This is a genomic window from Kineococcus sp. G2, from assembly GCF_037154035.1.
GTDB lineage: Bacteria > Actinomycetota > Actinomycetes > Actinomycetales > Kineococcaceae > Kineococcus.
Map to the genome: position 1 here is coordinate 33,334 of NZ_JBBBEM010000085.1, position 22,231 is coordinate 55,564.

General features: G+C 73.5%; 23 protein-coding genes and 2 tRNA genes. 8 read left to right on the top strand and 17 right to left on the bottom strand.

All coding sequences use genetic code 11. From position 1 onward, the window contains the following. Positions 1-61: 61 nt before the first annotated feature. Genes V9U69_RS12780 through nth form a run of 3 tightly spaced genes read right to left on the bottom strand, consistent with a single transcriptional unit; the run spans position 62 to position 2,864 of the window. Positions 62-1,270 (bottom strand): MarP family serine protease, encoded by a 1,209-nt coding sequence (locus V9U69_RS12780; protein WP_337062203.1) that lies wholly within the window; start codon positions 1,268-1,270, stop codon positions 62-64. Then, positions 1,267-1,962: an NUDIX hydrolase gene (locus V9U69_RS12785; protein WP_337062204.1), complete on the bottom strand. Its 696-nt coding sequence runs from the start codon at positions 1,960-1,962 to the stop codon at positions 1,267-1,269. The genes V9U69_RS12780 and V9U69_RS12785 overlap by 4 nt, the downstream gene beginning before the upstream one ends. Beyond that, on the bottom strand, positions 1,959-2,864 hold the full coding sequence (gene nth / locus V9U69_RS12790) for an endonuclease III (RefSeq protein ID WP_442907761.1): 906 nt from the start codon (positions 2,862-2,864) through the stop codon (positions 1,959-1,961). Before nth ends, V9U69_RS12785 begins: the two co-directional genes overlap by 4 nt. Here nth and V9U69_RS12795 point away from each other — a divergent pair. Both V9U69_RS12795 and V9U69_RS12800 read left to right on the top strand, forming a co-directional pair. Continuing rightward, positions 2,863-3,480, top strand: coding sequence for a hypothetical protein (locus V9U69_RS12795; RefSeq protein ID WP_337062206.1), 618 nt, complete (start codon positions 2,863-2,865; stop codon positions 3,478-3,480). The genes nth and V9U69_RS12795 overlap by 2 nt on opposite strands. A gap of 187 nt (positions 3,481-3,667) precedes the next feature. Further along, positions 3,668-4,342 (top strand): Crp/Fnr family transcriptional regulator, encoded by a 675-nt coding sequence (locus tag V9U69_RS12800; protein ID WP_337062241.1) that lies wholly within the window; start codon positions 3,668-3,670, stop codon positions 4,340-4,342. A gap of 14 nt (positions 4,343-4,356) precedes the next feature. On the opposite strand, the gene V9U69_RS12805 is transcribed toward V9U69_RS12800, so the two are convergent. The 4 genes from V9U69_RS12805 to V9U69_RS12820 all read right to left on the bottom strand — a co-directional run bounded on the left by V9U69_RS12805 (position 4,357) and on the right by V9U69_RS12820 (position 6,190). Then, complete coding sequence (locus V9U69_RS12805) at positions 4,357-5,061, bottom strand: MBL fold metallo-hydrolase (protein WP_337062207.1); 705 nt, start codon at positions 5,059-5,061, stop codon at positions 4,357-4,359. Positions 5,062-5,144: 83 nt separating this feature from the next. Next, positions 5,145-5,621, bottom strand: a complete 477-nt coding sequence (locus V9U69_RS12810) for a RidA family protein (protein ID WP_337062208.1) — start codon at positions 5,619-5,621, stop codon at positions 5,145-5,147. Further along, entirely contained in the window at positions 5,618-5,776 is a 159-nt protein-coding gene (locus V9U69_RS12815; protein WP_166611200.1) for a DUF4177 domain-containing protein, read from the bottom strand. The genes V9U69_RS12810 and V9U69_RS12815 overlap by 4 nt, the downstream gene beginning before the upstream one ends. 60 nt (positions 5,777-5,836) lie before the next feature. Further along, positions 5,837-6,190, bottom strand: a complete 354-nt coding sequence (locus V9U69_RS12820; RefSeq protein WP_242128191.1) for a WhiB family transcriptional regulator — start codon at positions 6,188-6,190, stop codon at positions 5,837-5,839. Between the two features lie 304 nt (positions 6,191-6,494). Here V9U69_RS12820 and V9U69_RS12825 point away from each other — a divergent pair, with 304 nt between their 5' ends. Then, the gene (locus V9U69_RS12825) at positions 6,495-9,017 is read left to right on the top strand and encodes a penicillin-binding protein (protein ID WP_337062209.1); all 2,523 of its coding nucleotides are present in this window, start codon (positions 6,495-6,497) and stop codon (positions 9,015-9,017) included. Positions 9,018-9,089: 72 nt separating this feature from the next. Here the strand turns inward: V9U69_RS12825 and V9U69_RS12830 are convergent, their stop codons facing one another. Next, on the bottom strand, positions 9,090-9,551 hold the full coding sequence (locus tag V9U69_RS12830) for a GatB/YqeY domain-containing protein (protein WP_337062210.1): 462 nt from the start codon (positions 9,549-9,551) through the stop codon (positions 9,090-9,092). A gap of 63 nt (positions 9,552-9,614) precedes the next feature. On the opposite strand from V9U69_RS12830, the gene V9U69_RS12835 reads away from it, so the two are divergent. From V9U69_RS12835 to V9U69_RS12850, 4 genes are all read left to right on the top strand, one after another. Then, positions 9,615-10,535: a metallophosphoesterase gene (locus V9U69_RS12835; RefSeq protein WP_337062211.1), complete on the top strand. Its 921-nt coding sequence runs from the start codon at positions 9,615-9,617 to the stop codon at positions 10,533-10,535. A gap of 76 nt (positions 10,536-10,611) precedes the next feature. Then, positions 10,612-10,688 (top strand) — tRNA-Pro (locus V9U69_RS12840). A 168-nt stretch (positions 10,689-10,856) separates the two neighbouring features. After that, a complete protein-coding gene (locus tag V9U69_RS12845) occupies positions 10,857-11,129 on the top strand; it encodes a type II toxin-antitoxin system Phd/YefM family antitoxin (RefSeq protein WP_337062212.1) in 273 nt (90 codons plus the stop codon). Then, positions 11,126-11,377, top strand: coding sequence for a Txe/YoeB family addiction module toxin (locus V9U69_RS12850; protein WP_337062213.1), 252 nt, complete (start codon positions 11,126-11,128; stop codon positions 11,375-11,377). Before V9U69_RS12845 ends, V9U69_RS12850 begins: the two co-directional genes overlap by 4 nt. Positions 11,378-11,793: 416 nt before the next feature. Here V9U69_RS12850 and V9U69_RS12855 read toward each other — a convergent pair whose 3' ends face one another. Further along, complete coding sequence (locus tag V9U69_RS12855) at positions 11,794-12,900, bottom strand: XRE family transcriptional regulator (protein ID WP_337062214.1); 1,107 nt, start codon at positions 12,898-12,900, stop codon at positions 11,794-11,796. After that, positions 12,893-13,582, bottom strand: coding sequence for a hypothetical protein (locus V9U69_RS12860; RefSeq protein ID WP_337062215.1), 690 nt, complete (start codon positions 13,580-13,582; stop codon positions 12,893-12,895). The genes V9U69_RS12855 and V9U69_RS12860 overlap by 8 nt, the downstream gene beginning before the upstream one ends. A 349-nt stretch (positions 13,583-13,931) precedes the next feature. On the opposite strand from V9U69_RS12860, the gene V9U69_RS12865 reads away from it, so the two are divergent. Then, positions 13,932-14,002: transfer RNA gene (locus V9U69_RS12865), tRNA-Leu, on the top strand. A 398-nt stretch (positions 14,003-14,400) separates the two neighbouring features. Here V9U69_RS12865 and V9U69_RS12870 read toward each other — a convergent pair. The 7 genes from V9U69_RS12870 to V9U69_RS12900 all read right to left on the bottom strand — a co-directional run bounded on the left by V9U69_RS12870 (position 14,401) and on the right by V9U69_RS12900 (position 22,174). After that, entirely contained in the window at positions 14,401-15,669 is a 1,269-nt protein-coding gene (locus tag V9U69_RS12870; RefSeq protein ID WP_337062216.1) for an RNA polymerase sigma factor, read from the bottom strand. Between the two features lie 19 nt (positions 15,670-15,688). Beyond that, positions 15,689-16,042, bottom strand: a complete 354-nt coding sequence (locus V9U69_RS12875; protein WP_337062217.1) for a YciI family protein — start codon at positions 16,040-16,042, stop codon at positions 15,689-15,691. A 253-nt stretch (positions 16,043-16,295) separates the two neighbouring features. Then, positions 16,296-17,744, bottom strand: a complete 1,449-nt coding sequence (locus V9U69_RS12880) for a dihydrolipoyl dehydrogenase family protein (protein ID WP_337062218.1) — start codon at positions 17,742-17,744, stop codon at positions 16,296-16,298. 148 nt (positions 17,745-17,892) lie between these two features. Further along, positions 17,893-18,204 carry a transcriptional regulator gene (locus tag V9U69_RS12885; RefSeq protein ID WP_337062219.1) on the bottom strand — a complete coding sequence of 104 codons (312 nt, stop codon included), beginning with the start codon at positions 18,202-18,204 and terminating at the stop codon, positions 17,893-17,895. Then, on the bottom strand, positions 18,201-18,635 hold the full coding sequence (locus V9U69_RS12890; RefSeq protein WP_337062220.1) for a hypothetical protein: 435 nt from the start codon (positions 18,633-18,635) through the stop codon (positions 18,201-18,203). Before V9U69_RS12890 ends, V9U69_RS12885 begins: the two co-directional genes overlap by 4 nt. Before the next feature lie 100 nt (positions 18,636-18,735). Beyond that, positions 18,736-21,183 (bottom strand): sensor domain-containing protein, encoded by a 2,448-nt coding sequence (locus V9U69_RS12895; protein WP_337062221.1) that lies wholly within the window; start codon positions 21,181-21,183, stop codon positions 18,736-18,738. 85 nt (positions 21,184-21,268) lie between these two features. Next, on the bottom strand, positions 21,269-22,174 hold the full coding sequence (locus V9U69_RS12900; protein ID WP_337062222.1) for a right-handed parallel beta-helix repeat-containing protein: 906 nt from the start codon (positions 22,172-22,174) through the stop codon (positions 21,269-21,271). Between the last annotated feature and the right edge of the window lie 57 nt (positions 22,175-22,231).

Genomic DNA, 22,231 nt, shown 5'->3' on the forward strand with positions numbered 1-22,231 from the left:
TCCGAAGGCGCCCCGCAGGGGCGGAAACAATGGTTTCCGCCCGGGAGAGGAGGGGGAGGGGTCAGCCCGCGGTGCAGGCGCCGGTGGGCACCTCGGCGGTCGAGGTGCCGGCCTCGGCGAGCACGGCGTCCAGCTCCACCGGGGTCAGCGCGTACCCGGTGTACGGGTCGTCCAGGCTCTTGGCGAACACGACACCCGCCACCTCCCCGTCCTCGGTGAGCAGCGGCCCGCCGGAGTTGCCCGGCTGCACCTGCGAGTACACCGAGTACACCCGGCGCACCACGTCCGCGGTGTCGTACACGTCGCGGCCCTGCGCGCTGAGCACCTGCCGCACCCGCGCGGTCGCCAGCGTGTACGGCCCGTCCAGCGGGAAGCCCGCCACCACGGCGGCGTCCCCCCGCTCCAGCTCCGGCGAGCGCGGCAGCGCCGGCACGTCCAGGCCCGGCACGTCCAGCACCGCCAGGTCCCGCGCCGGGTCGTACGCCACGACGGTCGCCGGGTAGCGGCGCCCGGCGCCCTGCGGCTGCACCAGGGGGTCGTCCACGCCGGCGACGACGTGGGCGTTGGTGACCACCCGCGCCGAGCCGCCCACGCGCCCGGCGACGAAGCCGCTGCCCTCCAGGCCGCGCGAGCAGTCGTCCGCCACGCCGGTGACCTTCACGACGCCGCCCTGCGCGGCCCGCAGCCCGGGGGTGTCGGGCACGGCGGCGGCGGGCGGGTCCACCGGTGCGATCGGCTCGGCGTCCAGCCCGGCGAACACGCGCGGGAACCCGTTGGCCTGCGCCGCGGCCCACACGCGCCCGACGAACGCGCTGGCGTCCCCCGGCACGGTCGCGTCCACGGCCCGCACGACCCGGGAGCCGTCCACCGCCGACACCACGGCCGGCAGGGGCGCGGTCAGTGCCGCACCGGCCACCACCCACACCACCAGCAGCGTCGCCACCCCGGCGGCGACGGCGCCGAGGCCGGCGTCCAGCAGCCGCGCCGGCCGGGAGCGCACCCCGCGGCGCAGCCGCAGCGCGACCGCGCTCAGCAGCAGCCGGCCCACCACCGCCAGCGCCAGCGTGCCCAGCACCACGACGAGCGCGGGACGCACCCCGGGGGGCCAGTCATCCACGGCCCGCGGCAGGAGCACCACGCCGGCGGCCGCGCCGCCGACGAGCCCGGCGAGACCGGCCAGGCCCACCACCAGGCCCTCCCGGTACCCGGCGGCCAGCTGCGCCAGCAGCAGCGCCACGAGCAGCAGGTCCAGGACGGTGGAGCCGCTCACGGGGTGCCCGCGCCGCGCGCCCACCGCAGCGCCTCGTCGAGGGTGAGCTCGGCGGCGCCCGCCGCGCCGCCCACCGGGTCCTCCGCCGGGAGCAGGTCGCCCAGGGCGAGCACCCGCACGAGGACCTCCGCGGTGAACCCCCACACCAGCATGCCGCGCACCGCGAACGCCGGGCCGGCGTACCCGCCGGGGCCGCGCAGCCGCCGCCGCGCCGCGGGCGCCAGCAGCTCCGGCAGCGGCACCCGCTCCACGCGCGCCACCTCCGCGGCGTCGCGCACCCCGACGGGCCCGGGCTCGCGCCAGTGCGCCACCACGGGCGTCACGGCGTGCTGCGAGTGCGCCAGCAGCAGCCGCGGCAGCTCGCCGAGGACGTCGACGCCCGCGGGGTCCAGGCCGGTCTCCTCGGCCGCCTCGCGCAGCGCGGTGGCGGCGGGGGAGGGGTCGCCGGGGTCGCTGCGCCCGCCGGGGAAGGCGACCTGCCCGGAGTGCTGGCGCAGGGTGCCGGCGCGCTCGGTGAGCAGCACCTCCGGCCCGGCGGGGCCGGAGGAGAACAGCACGAGCACCGCGGCGGGGCGCGCGCCACCGGTGGGGGCGCGGCGGTCGTCGCGCCAGCGGAGGTCGTCGGCGGTGACGGTGGGCAGCCGTTCGGCCAGCGGGCGCAGCCACCCGGGCAGCACCCGCGCCCCGCTCACGGGGCGACCGGGACCGCTGCGGCGCCGGCGGCGTCCGCGTCGGCCACGGGGGCGGCCGGGCCGCGCACGAGCTTCGCCGCGCGCACCGGGTCGGTCTCCCCGGTGCCGTACGACGGGCACAGCCGCGCCACCGGGCACGCCCCGCACGCCGGCTTGCGGCTGTGGCAGGTGCGGCGCCCGTGGAAGATCATCCGGTGGTTGAACATGGTCCAGTCCTTGCGCGGCAGCAGCTGCGCGAGGTCGGACTCCACCTTCACCGGGTCCTCGTGGCGGGTGAAGCCGAGCCGGCGCGAGAGGCGGCCCACGTGGGTGTCGACCGTCAGCCCGGGAACGCCGAACGCGTCGCCGAGGACGACGTTGGCGGTCTTGCGCCCCACGCCCGGCAGCCGCACGAGGTCGTCCAGCCGGGCGGGCACCCGCCCGCCGTGGTCGGCCACCAGCGCCGCCGACAACCGCAGCAGCGAGTCGGCCTTGGCGCGGAAGAAGCCGGTGGGCTGCACGACGGCCTCCAGCTCGGCGCGGTCCGCGCCGGCCAGGTCCACCGGTTCGGGCCAGCGCGCGAACAGCTGCGGGGTGACCGTGTTGACCCGCGCGTCGGTGCACTGCGCGGACAGCACGGTGGCCACCAGCAGCTCGAAGGGCGTGCTGAAGTCCAGCTCGCAGTGGGCGTCGGGGTACCGCTCCGCCAGCAGCCGGTGCACCCTGCGGGCGCGGCGGGTGCGCGCGAGGGAGGTCTCGCCGTCGGCGTCGAGGGCGGGGCGGGACGTGCTGCTCACACCGGCGAGGGTACGTGCCGCCCCGGACACCGGCCGGGTGCGAGCGGGTGACGGCGGCGCGCGAGCGGGTGACGCGCACCGCGGCGCGGTCAAGGGCGCCGCCGCCGGGGACGACACGACGGCCATGCCAGCACGAGACGGGGACCCGCAGACCCCGCCCACCGCCACCGCCACCCTCGGCGCGCCCGTCCCGGACGAGCTGCCGCAGCTGCCGAGCCTGCCGGAGCTGCTCGCCCGCCTGGCCGCCGTGCCCGCCGCCCCCGGCGAACCGCACGACGCGTCCCTGGTGGACCACGAGCTGCAGGAGCTGCCGCTGCTCGCGCTGCGCCGCCGCCGCGAGCTGCTGCTGGAGGAGGTGCGCCGCGCCGGGCACTGGTCGCGCCTGCTGCGCGCGCGCCGCGACCTGCTGGTGGCCGCGACCGTCGGCACGGACGCGCTGGAGGTGCCCGTGGAGGCCGGCGCCCACGGCGGCCCGCTGGAGGCGCACCTGGCCGCGCACCTGCCGCCGCCCTCGCCCGCCGGAGCCCTGCCCGCCGTCGCCGACCCCAACGACGTCCTGCGCGGGCTGGTGCTGGCCGGCGACTCCGGCGGCGACCTGGCCGGGCAGCTGCGCGCGCTGGCCACCGCGGCCCGCCGCCTGGGCGCCTACGAGGACGCGCTGGAGCAGGAGCTGGAGCTCGTCACCGAGGTGCTGCTGCGCCGCTACCGCCACCTGGTGGCCCCGTCCCGCGCCACGTGCTGACGCCGGCGGCGGGCACCGCCCGGGCGGCGGCGGGCACCGCCCGGGCGTGACCCGCCGCGACCGGCCGAGCCTCCCGGGACGCCGTGCGGCAGACTGAGGCGCGGTGCGCCCAGCCGGGGCGCGCGGCAGCACGGGAGGTCACTCGGTGGAGCACGCGCAGAGCGGCGGCGTCACGGACGCCGAGAGCCTGGGGGACGTCGTCCGCCGCGCCCCGCTGTTCGCCGCCCTGGACGACGACGCCTCCGCCGAGCTCCTGGAGTCCATGGAGGCGGTCCACCTGGAGCGCGGCGAGCAGGTGTTCGCCGAGGGCGAGCCCGGCGACCGCGTCTACGTGGTGCGCACCGGCAAGATCAAGCTGGTGCGCAGCTGGCCCGACGGCCGGGAGAACCTGCTGGCCGTCATGGGCCCGGGGGAGATGTTCGGCGAGCTGTCGCTGTTCGACCCCGGCCCGCGCACCAGCTCGGCGCGCGCGGTCTCCGAGGCGGACCTGATCGCCCTGCAGCACGACGACATGATGGCCTGGCTGACCCGCCGCCCCGAGGTCGCCAAGCACCTGCTGCAGGCGCTGGCGCAGCGACTGCGCCGCACCAACGTCACCCTGGCCGACCTCGTCTTCACCGACGTGCCCGGCCGGGTCGCGAAGGCGCTGCTGGACCTCTCCCGCCGCTTCGGCCGCCCCATCGCGGACGGCCTGCTCGTGGCGCACGACCTGACGCAGGAGGAGCTGGCCCAGCTGGTGGGCGCCTCCCGCGAGACGGTGAACAAGGCGCTGGCGGACTTCGCGTCCCGCGGCTGGCTGCGCCTGGAGGCGCGGGCGGTCGTGCTGCACGACGTCGAGCGGCTGACCCGCCGGGCCCGCTGAGCCCCACCGGGACCTCAGCCGGGCAGGTCCACGCCGAGGTGGGCCAGGTGGGCGCGCACGGAGGTGCGGGCCGCCTCCTCCAGGGCACCTTCGAGCGGTCCGTGCACCGCGACGGCGACGGCGGCGACGTCCGCCGCCCCCGCCTCCACGGCGGTGCGCACCTGCTCCAGGCGCTCCAGGCGGTGCGCGAGCTGGGCGGCCAGCGCGGCGCGGGCGTCGCGGCGGGCGGGGCCGTGACCGGGCAGCAGCACCGCCAGGGGCGCGCCGGCGTCCAGGGTGAGCAGCCGCCGCAGGGAGGCGAGGTGCTCGCCGAGGTCGCCGCCGTCGGCCAGGGCGGTGCTGCCGCGTCCCAGGACGGTGTCGCCGGTGAGCAGGGACCCCTCGTCGGGCACCAGCAGGGACAGGGAGTCCGCGGTGTGCCCGGGGGTGCGCAGCAGCCGCAGCCCCAGCCCGTCCACGTCGAGCTCGTCGCCGTCGGCGGCGTCGGCGGCGCGCAGCACCGGCGGCGAGCCGGCCGCGGCCGCGAAGGCGTCGGCGCCGCCGGCGTGGTCGTCGTGGTGGTGGGTGGTCACCACGAGCGCGCAGCGCAGGTCCAGGCCGGTGAGGTGCTCCAGGAGGTCGGCGCGGTGCGCGGCGTCGTCGGGACCGGGGTCGACGACGACCGCGTCCCGGGCGCCCGGGGCGGCGAGCACCCAGGTGTTCGTGCCCTCCAGCGTCATCGGCCCCGGGTTCGGCGCGAGCAGGCAGGTGGCCCGGTCGGTGACCGGCCCACCCGCCCACGCGCCGGGCGCCGCACCGGGCGTCAGGAGCGCACCCGCACGGTGATCTCGACCTCCACGGGGGAGTCGAGGGGCAGCACGGCCACGCCCACGGCGCTGCGGGCGTGCCGGCCGGCGTCGCCGAGCACCTGCCCGAGCAGTTCGCTGGCCCCGTTGGCGACCGCGGGCTGGCCGGTGAACGCCGGGTCGCTGGCGACGAACACGACGACCTTCACGACGGCCTCGATCGCGTCGAGGCCGCCCGCGGCGCCCGCGGCGGCGGCCAGCGCGTTGAGGGCGGCGGTGCCGGTGAGCTGCCGGGCGGTCTCGGGGTCGACGAGCCCGTCGCCCTGGCCGACCTTGCCGGTCAGGGGCAGCTCGCCGCCGGTGAACGGCAGCTGCCCGGAGGTGTGCACGAGGTCGCCGGAGCGCACCGCCGGCACGTACGCGGCCACGGGGGCCGGCACGTCCGGCAGCTCCAGGCCGAGGGCGGCGAGGCGCCCGGTGTGCGTGGTGCTCACGCGCCGGTGGGGCGCTTGAGGTAGGCGACGAGGCCGTTGCCGTCCGGGCCGGTCACCACCTGCACGAGCTCCCAGCCGTCGGAGCCCCACTGGTCCAGGATCTGCTTCGTCGCGTGGACGATGAGCGGGACGGTCGCGTACTCCCAGGTCGTCATGTCCGCCACCGTAGTGGCGCCCGGCCCGGTGCGCGGGGCGCCCGTCCCGCTCGTGCGGGCTCAGACGGCCTGCAGCACGTCCCCGTCCGCACCGGCGGGGGCGCTGGTGCCCGAGCCGGTGACGGTGCCGGCGGCGGTGGCCAGGTGCGCGTCGCGCGCGGCCTCCAGCAGGCGCTGCCAGGAGCGCACGTTCGGGCGGCGCTTGAGCAGCGCGCGCCGCTCCCGCTCGGTCATGCCGCCCCACACGCCGAACTCGACCCTGCTGTCGAGGGCGTCCGCGAGGCACTCGGTGCGCACGGGGCACCCCCCGCAGATCGCCTTCGCGCGGTTCTGCGCCGAACCCTGCACGAACAGCTCGTCGGCCTCCGCGGACTTGCACGCCCCGCGAGCGGCCCACTCCAACGTCCACACCATCGACGGTCCTTCCCCGTCACGCCTCCTCGCGGACCACCGCGCCGCGGTGGTTCCCCCCGGAGGAGGCGACCCTGTGAATCCCCCTGACGGCCCCCGAGGGGGCGTTCCAGCAGCGTAAGGTCGGCCGGCCGCGTCGCGTCAGAGCCATTCGGCACCAGAACCGCTAGTCCGTCAGGACTAGTCCCGCTCACGCAGCGTGCCCGGTGGCCCCCCTCGGGGGGGCGTGGCGGTGGCGTCGTGCGGAGCGCTCGTGGAGGTCCTGCGAGTGCGGGGACTCGGCGTCATCTCCCCTTACCCTGCTGGTATGGCGTCTGGTTCCACGCACCGCCCCGTCTTCCGGCTGCTCGGTGCCTTCACGGCGGTCAGCGCTGCCGCGGGGGTCCTGGCGGCGGGCCTCGTCGTGCCCGCCGTGGCGGCCACCGGCGCCGCTGCCCGCACGGGGGTCGAGGTCTTCAACGAGCTGCCCTCCGACCTCGGCGACCAGAAGCTGTCGGAGGCCACGACGATCCGCTGGTCGGACGGCTCGGTCATGGCGCGCGTGTACGACCAGAACCGCTCGGTGGTCTCCTTCGACCAGATCGCCCCGGTGATGCGCGACGCGATCGTCGCCATCGAGGACTCCCGCTTCTACGAGCACGGCGCGGTCGACGTCAAGGGCATCGCCCGCGCGCTGGTGTCCAACGCCGGCGGCGGCAGCACGCAGGGCGCCTCCACGCTGACGCAGCAGTACGTGAAGAACGTCCTGGTGGAGCAGGCCGTGGAGGAGGGCGACGCGGAGGCGGCCGCCGCCGCGGTCGACGCCGACGGCGTGGACGGCTACGCCCGCAAGCTGCGCGAGATGAAGCTCGCGGTGGGCGTGGAGAAGGAGATGAGCAAGGACGAGATCCTCGCCGCCTACCTGAACGTCGCCTACTTCTACAACAACGTGTACGGCATCGAGGCCGCCGCCCAGTACTACTTCTCCAAGCCGGCCTCGGAGCTGGCGCTGCACGAGGCGGCCCTGCTGGCCGGCCTGGTGCAGAACCCCGCCGGCTACAACCCGGTGGAGAAGGAGGAGGCGGCGATCGGCCGCCGCAGCGTCGTGCTGGACCGCATGCTGGAGCTCGGCAAGATCGACCAGGCCGCCCACGACGCGGCCGTGGCCGCACCGCTCGGCCTGAACGTGCAGCCGTCCCGGCAGGGCTGCATGGCTGCGGGGTCGGCGGCGTACTTCTGCGACTACGTCACCCACGTCATCGCCCAGGACCCGGCGTTCGGCGAGACGGTGGAGGAGCGCGAGGAGCTGCTGCGCCGCGGCGGGCTGAGCATCACGACCACCCTGGACAAGCGGGTGCAGGCCATCGCCCAGGAGGCCGTGAACGCGGGCGTGAACCCGGGGCAGCCGGCGCGCGCGGCGGCCTCCGTCGTGGAGCCGGGCAACGGCAAGATCCTCGCGATGGCGCAGAACACCACGTACTCGCCCGACGAGGACGTCGTGGGCCAGACCACGCTGAACTACAACGTCAGCCGAGACATGGGGGGTACGGAAGGGTTCCAGCAGGGTTCCACGTTCAAGCCCTTCACGCTCGCCACCTGGCTCAAGTCGGGCCGCTCCCTGGACTCGGTGGTGGCATCGCCCAGCCGAGGCAACGACCCCTTCAGCGCCTTCACGCGTTGCGGGGAGAAGCTCCGTGGTGACACGTACCCGTACGGCAACTCCGAGGCCAGCAGTTCCGGCTCGATGACGGTGCGCGAGGCGACGGCGAGGTCCGTCAACACGGCGTACGTCTCGATGGAGAAGCAGCTCGACCTGTGCGACATCGCTGCGACCGCCCAGTCGCTCGGCATCTACAAGGGGGCCCCCAGCCCTGAGGACACGACCGGTCCCGACACGCTGGAACTGGACCGCTTGCCGTCGATGACGCTGGGAACCAACCAGGTGACACCCCTGGCCGTCGCCGGCGCCTACGCGGCGTTCGCCGCCGAGGGCACGTTCTGCAAGCCCACCGCGATCATGGAGGTTCTCGACACCGAGGGCAACCCGCTGCCGGTGCCGTCCGCGGACTGCAAGCAGGTGCTGGACCCGAACGTGGCCCGCAACGTCACCGAGGCGCTGGAAGGGGGTTGGCAGAGGGGCACCGGCGCTTCGGTACGGCGCCTCGGACTGCTCGACGGCCGCCCCGTGGCGAGCAAGACCGGTACCACGAACGACAGCCAGAACGTCTGGTTCGCTGCCTACACCCCGCAGATGGCGGCGGCGGTGTGGGTCGGGCACCACCAGGGCGTCAAGTCGCTGAACGGCGAGCGCATCAACGGCAAGCGTTACCGCCGCGTGTACGGCGCGACGATCCCCGGCCCGATCTGGGCGAACATCGTCGGCCCCGCCGCCGAGGCGCTGGGCCAGCCGGTGAAGGACTTCACCCCGGGCACGAACGAGGGTCTGCGCACCACGACCACCAGCAACCGCGTGAAGGTGCCGAACGTCGTCGGCCGCAGCGTCTCCTCGGCCACCCGGGTGCTGGAGGACGCCGGGTTCAAGGTCAGCGTGTCCTCGCGACGGATCACGTCGTCGATCGGCGAGGGCCTGGTGGCGCGGCAGAGCGCCTCGTCCGCCCGGCCGGGTACGACCATCACCCTGACCCGCAGCGCGGGCCGGCCGGCGCCGGAACCGGAGCCGGAGGAGACGACCGAGGCGCCGGAGCCCACCTCGCAGGCGCCGGAGCCGTCGGAGAGCACGACGCCGGCCGCGTCGGGCGTGGAGCTGCCCGAGGGGGTCGCCGAGGAACTGGAGCGGGGGCTGGAGGACCTGCGGGGGATGCTGCCGACGCCGCAGGCCGACCGCGGCTGATCTCCCGCTGATCCGCGCACGACGAAGGGGTGGGCCCGGACGGGCCCACCCCTTCGTCGTGCCCTGGGGGCGTCAGGCGTTCAGGCGCGCCCGCACGGCGGTGGAGACGCGCTTGCCGTCGGCGCGGCCGGCGACCTGCGGCTTGAGGCGGGACATGACGGCGCCCATGGCGCCCATCCCGGTCAGTCCCTCGCCGGAGGCGATGAGGACGGCCTCGTCGACGAGCTCGCCCAGCTCCTCGTCGGTGAGGGGGGTGGGCAGGTACGTCTCGACGACGCCGAGCTCGGCGCGCTCGCGCTCGGCCTGCTCGGTGCGGCCGGCGGCCTCGTACGCGTCGGCGGCCTCGCGGCGCTTCTTCGCCTCCCGCTGCAGCACGGTGACCACCTCGTCGTCACCGAGGGTGCGGGCGGACTTGCCGGCGACCTCCTCGCCGCGGACCGCGGTGAGGACCATGCGCAGGGTCGCGGAGCGCAGCTCGTCGCGCGCCTTCATGGCGGTGGTCAGGTCGGTCTGCAGGGTGTCCTTGAGGCTCACGGGGACGATCCTCCCACCGGCGTCCAGCGGGTTCCCGGTGGCGGGCGGTGCCAGGATGGGGCGATGCCGCAGCACAGCGTCCTGAAGCCGCTCGCCGTCACCGCGGGGGCCGCCGCCCTCACGGGGGCTGCCGGGGTGGCGTACGCCGCCGGGTACGAGGTGCGGGCGTTCACGTTGCGCCACGCGGTGGTGCCGGTGCTGCCGCTGGGGCGGGCACCGCTGCGGGTGCTGCACCTGTCGGACCTGCACCTGGTGCCGAGCCAGCGGGTGAAGCGGGAGTGGGTGCGTTCCCTGGCGGAGCTGGAGCCGGACCTGGTGGTGACGACGGGCGACAACCTGGCCGACATGGAGGCCGTGCCGGCGGTGCTGGACACGTACGCGGGGCTGCTGGAGCGCCCGGGCGTGTTCGTGCTGGGGTCGAACGACTACTGGGCGCCGGAGCCGCGCAACTGGGCGGCGTACCTGTGGCGGAAGTCGGCGCCCGAGGACGTGCAGGGCACCCGCCTGCCCACGGACGACCTGGTGCGCGGCTTCACGGACGCCGGCTGGCTGGACCTGGACAACGCCCGCGCCCGCCTGACGGTGCGGGACGTGGACTTCGAGTTCGTCGGCGTGGACGACCCGCACCTGCGCTACGACCGCTACGAGGACGTCGCGGGCCCGGCCGCCGCGGACACGGACCTGACGGTGGGTGTCACGCACGCCCCGTACCGGCGGACCCTGGACGCGATGACGTCGGACGGGGCGTCCCTGCTGATCGCCGGGCACACCCACGGCGGGCAGGTGTGCCTGCCGGGCTACGGGGCGCTGGTGACGAACTGCGACCTGCCGCGCGAGCAGGCGAAGGGCCTGTCCCGCTGGTCGGCGGGCGGGCACGACGCCTGGTTGCACGTCTCGGCGGGCCTGGGCACCTCCCCGTACTCGCCGTTTCGCTTCGCGTGCCGGCCGGAGGCGACGCTGCTGGAGCTGGTGCCGGTGCGCTGAGGCGCCCCGCACCCGGGCGCGGGAAGGGTGGTGCGGAGCACCCCTGCGGGTCGGCTAGACTCGTACCCGTTGCCCACGGGGTGTGGCGCAGCTTGGTAGCGCGCTTCGTTCGGGACGAAGAGGCCGCAGGTTCAAATCCTGTCACCCCGACCAGCAAGACCGCAGGTCAGAGGCCCGGCACCGCGTCAGCGGGGCCGGGCCTTCGTCATGCGCGTGACCAACTGCGTGACTGTCTCCTGAGTGCGTCGCTTAGGGGCGGCGGCTACCCGATGACCCATCCAAGTCGTACACTTTCCTGTACCACTAGCCGATGGAGGGGTCATGGCCATCACCGTCACCGAAGCCCGAGCGCGCCTCTTCCCGCTCATCGAGCAGGTCAACGACGACCAGGCCGCCGTGGAGATCACCTCCAAGAAGGGGACGGCCTACCTGGTTTCCGAGGACGAGTACCTGTCGCTGCGTGAGACGGTCTACCTCCTGCGGTCTCCGCGCAACGCCGAGCGGTTGCGGGAGAGCCTCGCTGAGGCCCGCAGCGGGGGAGCGCAGCCACGAGACCTCGTCCAGCCCGGGGCCACCCCACCTGCTGAGGCGTGAAGGTCGCGTTCACCTCCCACGGTTGGGAGGACTACTGCAGTTGGAGCGCTGACCGAAAGACGCTGCAGAAGATCAACCGCATGATCGAGGAGTCGTGGCGCGATGCCGGCCAGGGCATCGGCAAGCCCGAACGACTTTCCGGTGACCTGGCCGGTCTGTGGTCGAGGCGCATCACTGACGAGCACCGCCTCGTCTACGAGGTCGTCGACGGTGCCGTGGTCGTCCACCAGGCGCGCTACCACTACTGACGACGCTCGAGTAGCCCTAACTGGGGTCAGGGCGATGCTGTGAGAACTTTCTCTACTCCGTCAAGGCGGCGGGCGAAGCCCGCCGCTGGCCGCCGGGCGTCTCACCACCCTGCGCGCGGCCTAGCGGCCGTGCTCGCGCGGCTCACCCCCGGGGCCAGCGAGGCTATGTGCTGCCATCACCACAGTGGATGGAGACGGCTGTGCGTGGTGAGTGGTACCAGGGGCTCCCGCCCCTGGACCCCGGCGGCGCTGTACAGATGCGCGGAGTAGTTCGACGCAGCGCTGGGTTGGTCACCGCGCATCTGCACACCGCTTCGAGACTGGCGGATCGGCTACGCAGCTAAAGCCGTTGCCTAACGACACGGATTTGCGCTGCATGCCCACCGTCAAGATGGTTTCCGCAGTTTCGCAGAATCTCAAACGGCCCGTAGGTGCCCTTCTAGGCGCGGCCTCTGTGCTCCGCCACCTTGCATGGGTAGAACCACCAGTCCAGCAAGAGCGTATGTAAGTTCATCCTCGGGAAGTCGAAGAACATTGCAGATCTTATTCAATCGCCAGCCATCCTCTCTTGCCATAGCCAGCACCTGCTTCAATAGGCTCGACTGCTCATGCGCAATCCCATGAGGCTCACTGGTTCGATACCCACGCTTGGTCAGTTCTATGAACCATGACCGGTACTGCCAGTCGGAGATGTAACGCAGCTGATGCAGGCGCTTGACCATTGCGGCAGCCGAAACCTTCCATAGTTTCTTGAGGGTCATCACATCCGCAAGGGAGAGTTGACCGCGAATACTCGCCTGCACTCCTGTTGCGGGCATTAATAGGTCGCTAGCGAACTGATTGGCCTGCACCTCGAAAATCTTCTGACCGGCAGTGCTTATATCTTGGTGCATGCACAGATGACCAAGCTCATGTGCCAAGTCGAAGCGCAGCCGCTCCGCGCTCTTATCTGGATTCAGGAAGATATACGGACGTCCTTCCCCCCAGAAAGAGAAGGCGTCGACCTCGTGATCACCTGGCTGTAGAGAGAAGACCCGTGCTCCGTGGCTCTCTACTAGAGCCAGCATGTCTGCAATTGGACGATCACTCAGATTCCAAAGACGACGAAGTGCGGTCGCCGACGCGGTTGGGTCTGGGTCATCTACGGAGAAATGAGGTACAAGATCGCTGATGGCGGGTAGGTCAGGGTGGGGTGTGTCGTATTCTCTGTCCATCCAAGATGAAAAGGTTTGTGCCAGTCTTGCGCTCGACAAGACGCGCCGTGTCTGGCGGGCTCCAAGGCTGGAAAGTGCACGAAAGCTAACTGACCGCTCGGAAAGCTCGGGCAATCCCTCGCCAAGAAAGAAGTCGATCGGGAAGTCAAGGACCTGCGAAATTCTTTCGAGAGGGGGGTTGTCAACGCGACCCGCTTCCCAATCGGTCACAGCGCGACGCGAAACCCCGCAAGCACTCGCCAATCCTTCTTTCGTCATCCCGCGGCGTTCGCGTGCCAGAGTGAGCGAGTCTGGGTTGAAGTCAGTCACTGTTACCGCGTCGTCCCACCTTGATTTCGGGAACCTCAGACTCCTGGAAGTCGGGGGCTACCGGGGTCACTGCATGATCAAGCGTCAGGGGCGTGAAGAGAATACGCATAGCCCATTGATTGATGCGAGCGGTCTCGCCGCCCACCGGGAGGGACAGTTCTGAGTACAACTTTCCCTCCCGAGCATTGGAAAGAAAAAACCAAGTGTCGCAGTTCTCGTCAGTGATGTCCTCCGTATCCGCGATGCTGGGCAAGTCGAACAGCAACTGGCCCTGACGGTTCTGGATGACTCGCTTGGTTGTCTTCGGTCCACGGGCTCTTGTGACGCAAGGGTCGCGGAACCCTTTTACTCCAGTAAAGGGGTCGCTCCCTACGACAGCAATGGCAATCCGCTGTTTGGGACTGAAGACAGTCTCGTAGTTTCCAGTGCTGCCGATCTCCCAGCCTCGGGATTCGCCGATGCAAAGAGCGCGAAGGGCTGCCAGGGTTTCAGCCCACATCTTCTGGCCGGGGTAGGTCTTTGGGTGCATGGCCGTGCATGCGGCGCGACGGTCGTTTCCTTCTTGCAGGGCCGACAGGAAGAGGCCGGCTCGCAAGTCTCTGCTAGCAAGCTCGCGATCTGCGTCCTCGCCGGAGAACACGCGCGTGCGCGGCAGGTTCAATTCGGCGTTGGCTGTGCTCACGAGGAGGCTCCCATCATCGACTTCCTCAAACGCTACCACATATGAGGTCTCGTTTGAGGAAGCTGCGCCACGTCCGATGGCACTACCTTGACTAGGGATCGTACAGGTGTTCGAAGCCCCTGTCGAAGGTATACGAGTGGCGCCATGGCGGGTGGGTCGGCGCGGGCGCAGGGTGCGCGGGACATGCAAACCCGTCCGTCTACGCAGCCGACACGCTATGTCAGCGGAGTACGTCGGAGCCCAGGCGAAGCCTTTGTCGTAGCGGCAGTGAGTGTCAATCTGCGTGACAACGGGTCCAGACAAGCTGGAACGACTACGCCCCTTCCCGGAGCGGGGAGCAAGGGGATGGCGGAGTGTTGCGGACCTCCACAAAGCTTCGGGACGAAGAGGCCGCAGGTTCAAATCCTGTCACCCCGACCAGTACGAGAGGCCCGGCACCGCGAGAAGCGGTGTCGGGCCTTCGTCGTGTGCGGGACCGACCGGGGTGACTGCCATGGGGGAGGGGGCATGGCCGTCACCGCTGCGGAAGCCCGTGCTCGCCCCGGTGCGCTGCATCGAGCAGGTCGGCGGTGACCAGCCGGTCCGTCTCGCCACCGTCCTCGAGCCCACCGCGGAGCACGCGGTCGTCGTCGAAGCAGCACGGGAACGGCGGGTAGGCCGGGGCGGCCGGCGGAGCCCTGGAGGCGGCGTGGCCGGCGTTGCTCGACGTGTTCCAGCGGGTGGACCACGGGTGGATGCGCGTGGGCGCCGTCCCGCAGTTGCGGGAAGGTCTCGTCGAGCTCGCGTCGCGTCCGCCCTGCCTGGGCTGCGGGATCCCGTCAGCCGCCGAGGTCGGCCAGCCTGCCGGTGAGGAACTCCCGCTCTACGGAGTTCCCCGTCAGCAGCAGCGCCTCGGTGTAGGCGTCGCGGGCCTCACGGGTGCGGCCCAGGCGCCGCAGCAGGTCGGCCCGGGCGGCGGCGAGGTAGCCGTACCCGGCGAGCCGAGGTTCGGCGGCGAGAGGTTCCAGCGCCGCGAGCCCCGCCTCCGGGCCGTCGGCGAAACCCACCGCAACGGCCCGGTTGAGCGCCACCACGGGTGAGGGCCACACCCGCACGAGCAGGTCGTACAGGCCCACGACCTCGCGCCAGTCGGTGTCCGCCCACGACGGCGACTCGGCGTGCACGGCGGCGATGGCGGCCATCAGTGCGAACCGTCCCGGTGGCCTGTGCCGCAACGCCTCCCGGACCAGCGCGACGCCCTCGGTGACGGCGGAGCGGTCCCACCGGGAGCGGTCCTGCTCGGACAGCAGCAGCAGCCTGCCGTCGTCGCCGGTGCGGGTCTCGCGGCGGGCGTCGGTGAGCAGGACCAGCGCGAGCAGCCCCGCCACACCGGGGTCGCCGGGCAGCAGTTCCCGCAGCACCCGCGCGAGGTCCAGGGCGCGTTCGACGAGGTCGCGGCGCACGAGGTCGTCGCCGGCGGGGGCGGCGTGCCCGGTGGTGAACAGCAGGTGCACGACGGTGAGGACCGCACCCACCCGCTCGGGCAGTTCCGCGGCCGACGGGACCCGGTACGGGATGCCCGCGGCGGCGATCTTCTTCTTGCCGCGGGTGATGCGCGCGGCCATCGTGGGCTCGGCCACGAGGAACGCCCGCGCCACCTCCGCGGTGCTCAGCCCGCACACCAGCCGCAGGGTGAGCGCCACCCGGGTGTCGGGGGCGAGCGCGGGGTGGCAGCAGGTGAACACCAGCCGGAGCCGGTCGTCGGGGAACTCCTCGCCGTCGCGCTGTCCGGGCACTGGCTCCACCTGCTCGGGCAGCAGCATCGGCAGCGCCCGCCGGGCCGTGGCGGCACGGCGCTGCAGGTCGAGGCCGCGGCGGGTCGCGGCGGTGGTGAGCCAGGCGCCGGGGCGGGTGGGGATCCCGGTGGCCGTCCACGCGGTGAGGGCGGCGGTGTACGAGTCCTGCACGCACTCCTCGGCGAGGTCGAGGTCGCGGGTGACGCGCACCGCCGCGGCGAGCACGCGGGCCCACTCGCGGCGGTGCGCCTCGGCGACGGCGGCGGCGACCGCCACGGGCACGGCGGCCCCGCCGGTCACCCCGCCGCTCACCACCGTGCCCACCGCCGGCTCAGCCGAACGTCATGACGGGGCGGACCTCCACGCAGCCGGCGCCGGGGGCCACCGGGACCTGCCGCGCCAGGGAGACGGCCTCGTCGAGGTCGGCGGCCTCGACGACGTAGTACCCGCCCAGGGCCTCCTTCGTCTCCGCGAAGGGGCCGTCGGTGACGGTGTACCCGCCGTCGCCGTCACCGCGCACGGTCGTCGCGGTGGCGGTGGACTCCAGGGCCTCGCCGCCCAGGATCGCCGCGGCGTTGCGGACGGTGAACTCCTCGTGGGCGGCCATGACCTGTGCCATCTCGTCGGGGCCCATGGCGGCGTAGGTGGACTCCTCCTCGTGGATGAGGAGCAGGTACTGCGGCATCGTCGTTCCTCTCGTCGGGGGCCCCTCCCGGGCCCGCTGCATCCACGACGCGGTGGGCAGCCAGGATCGACAACCCCGGCCACGACGGGGTAGTGATCTGGATCACATTCGCCGCAATGCGCTGCCGCCGGTCCCCTCCGTGCGCAGTCTGCAGGATCCTCGCAGCCGTCTGATGGGCCCCTGGCGTCCTCGCCACCCCCTGCTGCTCACCACCCTCGCCCCACCGGCCGCGGTCGACTGCGCGGCCCGCGCGTCAGGCGACGGCCGTCCGCATCAGCCGGCGGGCGGCCTCACCGATGACGGCGCTGTAGGTGGGGTAGGCGAACTCGACGCTCGCCAGGGTCGCGACGTCGACGCCCGCGGCCATCGCCGTCGTGACGGCCTGCACGATCTCGACGGCTTCCTCTCCCACGGCGTGGGCGCCCAGCAGGACGTCGCGACGCCGGTCGGCGATCAGCTTGAGGAAACCTCGCGTGCGGTCGTCGATGACGGCGCGCTCCATCTCCGCGAACGGCACGGTCGCCACGAGGCACTGCGGGTCCCGCGCCCGCGCCTCGTCCTCGGTGAGCCCCACGCCCGCGTAGTCCGGGTCCGTGAAACCCCCCGACGGCAGCAGCAGGTGGGGGGTGCGGCGGGTCGCGCCCAGGACGGCGTTGGTGGCGGCGGCCTCCGCCTCGGCGTGGGCGGCCTGCACGAGCATCGACCGCCCGTTGGCGTCGCCCGCGGCGAACACGTGGGGAGCGGACGTGCGCAGGTGCTCGTCGACCGCGACGGCGGAGCGGTGGACCTCGATCCCGGCGGCCTCCAACCCCAACCCGTCCAGCGCCGCGGGCCAGCCGACGCTCATCACGACCGCGTCGAACGCCTCCTCGCACCGCGTACCACCCTGCGACCACGCCAGGTCGATCGCCCCGTCGGCGCGCCGGGACAGGGAGTGCACCGTGTCGATGCCCGTCGCCACCCGGACGCCCTGCTCCTCGAACGCCCGGTGCACGGCGCGCGAGACGTCGGCGTCGGCCGTCGGCAGGATCCGCGGGGCGAGGTCCAGCAGCTGCACCTCGCTGCCCAGGGCGCGGAAGACGGTCACCAGCTGCGAGCCGGTGTTGCCCGCGCCCACGACGGCGAGGCGCCGGGGCAGGGCGGGCAGGTCCAGCACGGTCTCGGGGTACGTCGCGAGTTCCGCCCCGGGCAGCGGCAGCCGCCGGGAGCGCCCGCCGACGCACAGCACGACGCTCTCGCCGCGCACCCGCCGCCCGGTGCCGGCGAGTTCGAGCGTGTGCGGGTCGACGAAGCGGGCGAACCCCTCGAGGACCAGGTCCACGCCCAGGTCAGCCAGCCGCTGAACGTCGCCCTTCGCGGCCTGCACCCGCTCGACCGTGGCGCGCACGCGGGCGACCGTCGCGGGCCAGTCCACGCTCTGCTGCGGCACCGCGATGCCGTACTCCGCGGCCGTGCGCACCTCGCGGACGAGCCGGGCCGTCTTGGCCAGCACCCGCGTGGGCACGCAACCGGTGTTCACGCAGGTCCCCCCGGTGCGGGACCCCTCCAGCAGGGCCGTCCGGGCGCCGAGCTCGGCGGCGCGGACCGCGGCCGAGACCCCGGCCGGGCCACCGCCGACGACCACCACGTCGTAGGAGTCGACCGTGCCGCTGCGGACCGGGGACGGGGAGGACGGGACGTCGGGAGGCGTCGGGGAGCTCACCCGCCCACGGTCCCCCTGCGCCTGCGGGCCCGCCACCTCACCCCGCTGTCAGGTGGGCTTCTGTCGTCCGCTGGGCAGGGCGGGGATCAGGCCCCTCGTGGCGGAGCGGTCGCTGGCGTGACGAGCTGAGCACCGGCCCGGTGCGGCGTCAGCCGTGCGCGTCCACCGGGTCCGCCGCCGTCGCGGCGACGATCTCCTGCAGCGCGGCGACGTGGTTCCGGTACGCCTTCGCCCCCTGGCGGGTCATCGACAACCACACGCGGCGGGAGTCGCTGCCGAGGCGTTCCTGCTTCACGTACCCGGCGTCGACGAGGGCGGCGACCTGCTTGCTGAGGGCGGAGGGGCTGAGGTCGAGGTGGTCCTTGACCACCGACAGCTCCAGGGTGGTGCCGGCGACGAGCATCGCGCAGATGCGCAGGCGGTGCGCGGGGTGGATGACGGGGTCCAGTTCCGCGCTCACTGCGGGCGCCCGGTGGAGCGGCGGTGCACCACGCCGGCGACGAGGTAGCAGGTGGTGGCGGCGGCCGCGAGGGCGACGACCGGCCACGCCCGCTCGGTGGCGTCCGAGACGAACAGGGCGGCGAGGACGCACGCGCCCGCGGCGGCGACGGCCGCGAGGAACCCGCGGCTCGTGGGGACGGTCCACGGGGCTCCCATCCGGTACCCGGCCGTCATGTTCACCCCGACGATCGTGAAGGCGGTGGCGAGGAAGAGGGTCGTGCGGTCCTCCTCGACCAGGAACGTGAGCGCCATGGCGCCCAGCAGGAGGGCGTTCACGGGGTAGATCCACGTGGGCCAGGGCGTGTCCCGCACCGCCCGCTGCGCGTCCTCGATGCCGGCCAGCGCCTCGCGGGCCTCGGCGGGGCTGGGGGTACCTCCAGTGCTTTCCATGACGGAAACCATAGCGGGTGCTTTCCGTCATGGCAACTGTTCACTGGGCGGAAACCGACCGGGCGGGAGCGCGACGCCGCCCGAACGGACGGGGCCCCGCTCAGCCCGGGGTGGTCGCGGGCCGCCCGAAGAGGAACCCCTGACCCAGCGGGCAGCCGTGCGCGGTCAGCCACGCCGCCTGCTCCGACGTCTCCACGCCCTCGGCCACCACCTCCAGCCCCATGCCCCGCCCCAGCTGGATCAGCCCGTCCACCAGCGCCTCCACCCGCGGGCAGGCCGGCAGGTCCGCGATGAAGGACCGGTCGATCTTCAGCCCCTGCAGGGTCAGCTTGTGCAGGGAGGAGATGCTCGACTGCCCGGTGCCGAAGTCGTCCAGGGACAGCGCCACCCCCAGGTCCATCAGCCGGCGCGCCGAGGCCAGGGTCGTCTCCGACGCCTGCAGCACCGACGACTCCGTGATCTCCAGGCAGAGGCGGTCGGCGGGCAACCCCGACCCGTCCAGCGCCCGACCCACCTCGTCGGGGAAGTCGGCGCGCGCCATCTGCCGCGCGGAGACGTTCACGGCCACGGTGACGTCCTCCGGCCACCGCACCGCGTCCCGGCAGGCGCGGTGCAGCACCCACGTGCCCAGCGCCGTGACGAGGCGGCCGCGCTCGGCCAGGGGCAGGAACACGTCCGGCAGCAGCAACCCGTGCTGCGGGTGCGTCCAGCGCAGCAGCGCCTCCCGCTTGTGCAGGACGCCCGACGTCAGCGAGACCACCGGCTGGTAGTGCAGCAGCAGCTCGTCCGTCTCCAGGGCGTGCCGCAGCTCCCGCTCCAGGGCGACGTGGTCCCGCACCGCGCCCTCGTCGTCGGTGACCTCCTCGCCGGGGCGTCCCGAGTGCTTCGCCCGGTACATCGCGGCGTCCGCCCGCTGCAGCAGCACCTCCGCGCTGGGCCCGCTGCCCACGGCCAGGCCGATGCTGACGGAGATCTGCAGCTCGTGGTCCTCGATGAGGTACGGCTCCTGCAGCACCGCGCGGACGCGGTCGGCGAACCGGTGCACCTGCTCGGCGCCGGTGACGTCCTCGCACACCACGACGAACTCGTCCCCGCCCAGGCGCACCGCCGTGTCCTCACCGCGCACCGTGTGCCGCAGGCGGTCCGCGACCTGCCGCAGCAGCTCGTCGCCGGCGTCGTGCCCCAGGGTGTCGTTGACCTGCTTGAACAGGTCCAGGTCGCAGAACAGCACCCCCACGCTGGTGCCCTCGCGCCGGGCGCGCGCCAGGGCGTGGGTGAGGCGGTCGGTGAGCAGCAACCGGTTCGGCAGCCCCGTCAGGTTGTCCGTCACCGCCAGCGTGGCGAGCTGCTCGCGCGCCCGCTTCTGGTCGGTGATGTCCTGCACCTGGACGAGGAAGTGCTCCGGACGGCCCTGCGCGTCGCGCACCAGCACCATGGTGCGCTTCGCCCACACGAGCGTGCCGTCGGGGCGCCGGTAGCGCTTCTCCGCGTCGTCGCGGTCGATCTCACCGCTCAGCGCGCGCCGGTACGCCAGTTCGTCCGCCGCCCGGTCCGCCTCGGCGGTCACCGCCCGGAAGTCCACGGCCAGCACCTCCTCGACGCTGCGGCCCAGCAGGTCCGCCATCGCCCGGTTCACCTCCAGCCACCGCCCGCTGGCGTCCGCGATCGCCATGCCGATGCCCGCCGAGCGCATCGCCACCTCGAAGCGGTGCACCGCCCGGTCCCGCTCCTCCTCCGCGAGCACCTGCGCGGACACGTCGCGCAGGATCGCCACCAGCTGCGCCGGGCGCCCCTGCTCGTCGGGGACGACGGTGGCGGAGGTGTCCAGGTGGACCGGGTGACCGTGCGCGTGGGTGAAGCGGCGCAGCGTCCGGGCGGAGGAGCCCTCCCGCAGCAGGTCGACCAGGTCCTGCTCGGCGCGGGGCCGGTCGTCCGGGTGCAGCAGGTCCAGCAGGCAGGTGCCCACGAGGTCCTGGGGGTGCCGGCCCAGCACCGCGCGCGTCGAGGGGGAGGTCCAGCTGACCACCGCCTCGGGGTCCAGCAGCGTGACGACGTCCGCCGCCCGTTCGGCCAGGGTCCGGTACAGCCGGGTGGCGTCGGCCAGCCGCAGGCGGACGGCCCGCTCGCCCCGCACCTCCTGCACCGTGGAGATCAGCGAGTGCGGCGCCCCGCCGTCGGGGCCGAACAACGGCTCGCAGCGCACGTCCAGCCAGGCGCGTTCGCCCAGCCCGTCCGGCGTGGGCCGGTGCTGCCCCAGGACCACCCGCACCGGCTCGCCGGAGGCGAGGCCCCGCAGCGCCGGCAGCTCCCGCGGCTGGACGGGGCGGCCGTCCTCGTCCACGCACGCCCACCGCGGGTCGGCCGGGCCGCGCTCGCGCAGCTGACGCAGGTCCAGGCCCAGGATCCGCTGGGCCGCCGCGTCGGCCGAGACCACCTCGCCCGCGGCGTCGTGCAGCACCACCCCCGCGTCGGCGCCCGGCGGCACCAGGTGGTGGTGGCGGGCGAACTCCAGCAGGTCGTCCCCCGGGCCGGGGGCCTCGGCGCGCACTACGCCCCCGCGGCGCTGCCCGGGACCCCCGCGCAGGGGGCGGCGGGCGGCCGGGACGGCGGGTACCGGATCACCGCGGCCGCGCTCACTCGGAGAGCGGGACCCACCAGGGCCCCAGGGTGCCCGAGACCCCGGCGCCCCCGGTGGCGCACGGTTCGACGGGGAAGTCGAGCGGGCCGCCGTCGTGCGTGAACGTGGTGCAGGTGACCTCGACGGTGTCCCAGTCCACCAGGTACGCCCGGACGTGCTCACCGCTCCACACGAACGCGGAACCGCTCACCTCCGCGCTGCAGAGGAAGGCTGCGAGCCCGACCTCGTTGCGCCGCAGCGTGGTGCGCTCCAGGACGGCGTTGCCGTCGGTGCTGCAGACGACCCCGGCGCCGCCGTCGCGCACGGTCGTGCCGCGCAGCACCAACCCGTCCCGGTCCACCTCGAAGGAGAAGAAACCGGTGCCGTTGCCGGACGCGGTGGAGTCCTCGACGAGGAGCCTGCCGTAGCTGACGACGTAGCCGCCGGTCCCGTTGTCGACGAGCCAGGTGTCGCGCACCCGCACGTCGCCGTCCTGGCGCACCTCCACGCCGAAGCCGTTGCCCTCCACGCGCGCCTGGCGCACCACCGCGCTGACGGGCCCCTCCGAGTCCCCTCCGAAGGGGTCGGTGGGGTCGGTGCCGGCGCGCACGCCGCTCGACCAGCCGCTGATCGTCCCGTTGCGGATCGTGACGTCCTCCGCGCGCACCAGCACCCCCACCCCCGAGGAGTCCCCGGGGCCGACGAGGGCGTGGCCGTTGAGGTTCAGCTCGATCCCGTCGGCGGCCAGGACGACACCGTCCCCGTCGGGGCAGACGACGTCGGCGGCCAGGCGAACGCTGCTGGTGAGGACGGCACCGCACTCGACGGTGGTGGCCCGCGGCGGTGCAGCCACCGCGGGCGCGGCCAGCAGCCCGGTGACGAGCGCGGCGCAGGCCGTGGTCAGGGTGGTGCGGCGGTACATGGGGCCTCCTCGGGCCGGACGCCGTTGCCCTACGCACAGTAGCCCTTGAGTGACTCT